This window comes from Vibrio sp. Vb1574, from assembly GCF_033338675.1.
On record NZ_JAWOTC010000500.1, the window covers coordinates 1 to 1,007 of the forward strand.

Sequence of the window (1,007 nt, forward strand, 5' to 3'; positions counted from 1 at the left end):
CAAGTCAAAGATTAGCGCAGTAACTGATTGATTGGTCAGGTTACGAAATGTCACCTTGCTCTGTGCTTCGATTTTAGCGCCATCACCGCCCGTTAGCAGGGTGTTGTCGATATGCAGCTCTCCCGATACCTGATGAACGTAAACATTTCTTCCAGAGTGGATGTCGAAGGCGAGTTCGCGATTCGGCTCCAAAATCAATTGATACAAATACGCATCTTGTTTGATGTGCAGTGTGCCACTCTCTCCCGTTGGGGTTGCAATGGTGGTTAACCCTGCATTACGTCCAAAATCTTTTTGCTGGTAGCCCGGTTTATTCCCAAAGGTGTTAGGTTGAATCCAAATTTGCAAAAAGCGTAAAGGGTCTGTTTCTGATGCGTTATATTCGCTGTGGTAAATGCCTTTACCTGCCGACATCAGCTGAAACTCCCCCGCAGGTAACGTTTGTACATTGCCTTCACTGTCTTTGTGCGCAATAACACCTTCTAGCACATAACTGATGATCTCCATGTCGCGGTGACCATGAGTATCAAAGCCTGCGTTGGGTTGAACTAGGTCATCGTTGATGACTCGCAGTTCAGAAAAGCCCATGTGTTTTGGATCGTAATAGCTACCAAAAGAAAACGTATGTTTGCTGTCTAGCCAGCCAAAGTTTGCTCGACCTCGGTCTTCGGCGTGTCTTACGGTGATCATCAGTGCCTCCAGTGTCCGTGGTTAGGAGAATTTTTTGTTTAGGAAGTTATCTAACGCCGCTTTACCTGCGCCAGAAAAGGCCAGTGAAACACTTGCTGCTAGCAGAGCTAGGCCAAATTCGTAGCCGTTGTTTGCCATAAATAAGCCGTTTTCGAAGTGCACTGAGAAAATCGCCACAACCATAGTGAATGAGAGTGCGACTGCCGCAGGGCGTGTCAGCAAACCAAGTAGAATAAACAAGCCGCCGAAAAATTCTGCGCTACCAGCAAGAAATGCCATCAATACGCCAGGGCCAAGTCCAATTGATGCCATCCATT

The 1,007-nt window shown here is 47.1% G+C and carries 2 protein-coding genes; both read right to left on the bottom strand.

From position 1 onward, the window contains the following. A partial coding sequence (locus R7O12_RS27160) for a pirin family protein (protein ID WP_318127158.1) occupies positions 1 to 690 on the bottom strand: 690 nt, incomplete at its 3' end. 21 nt (positions 691 to 711) lie between these two features. Beyond that, the coding region (locus tag R7O12_RS27165; protein ID WP_318127159.1) for a DoxX family protein at positions 712 to 1,007 on the bottom strand (296 nt) is incomplete at its 5' end.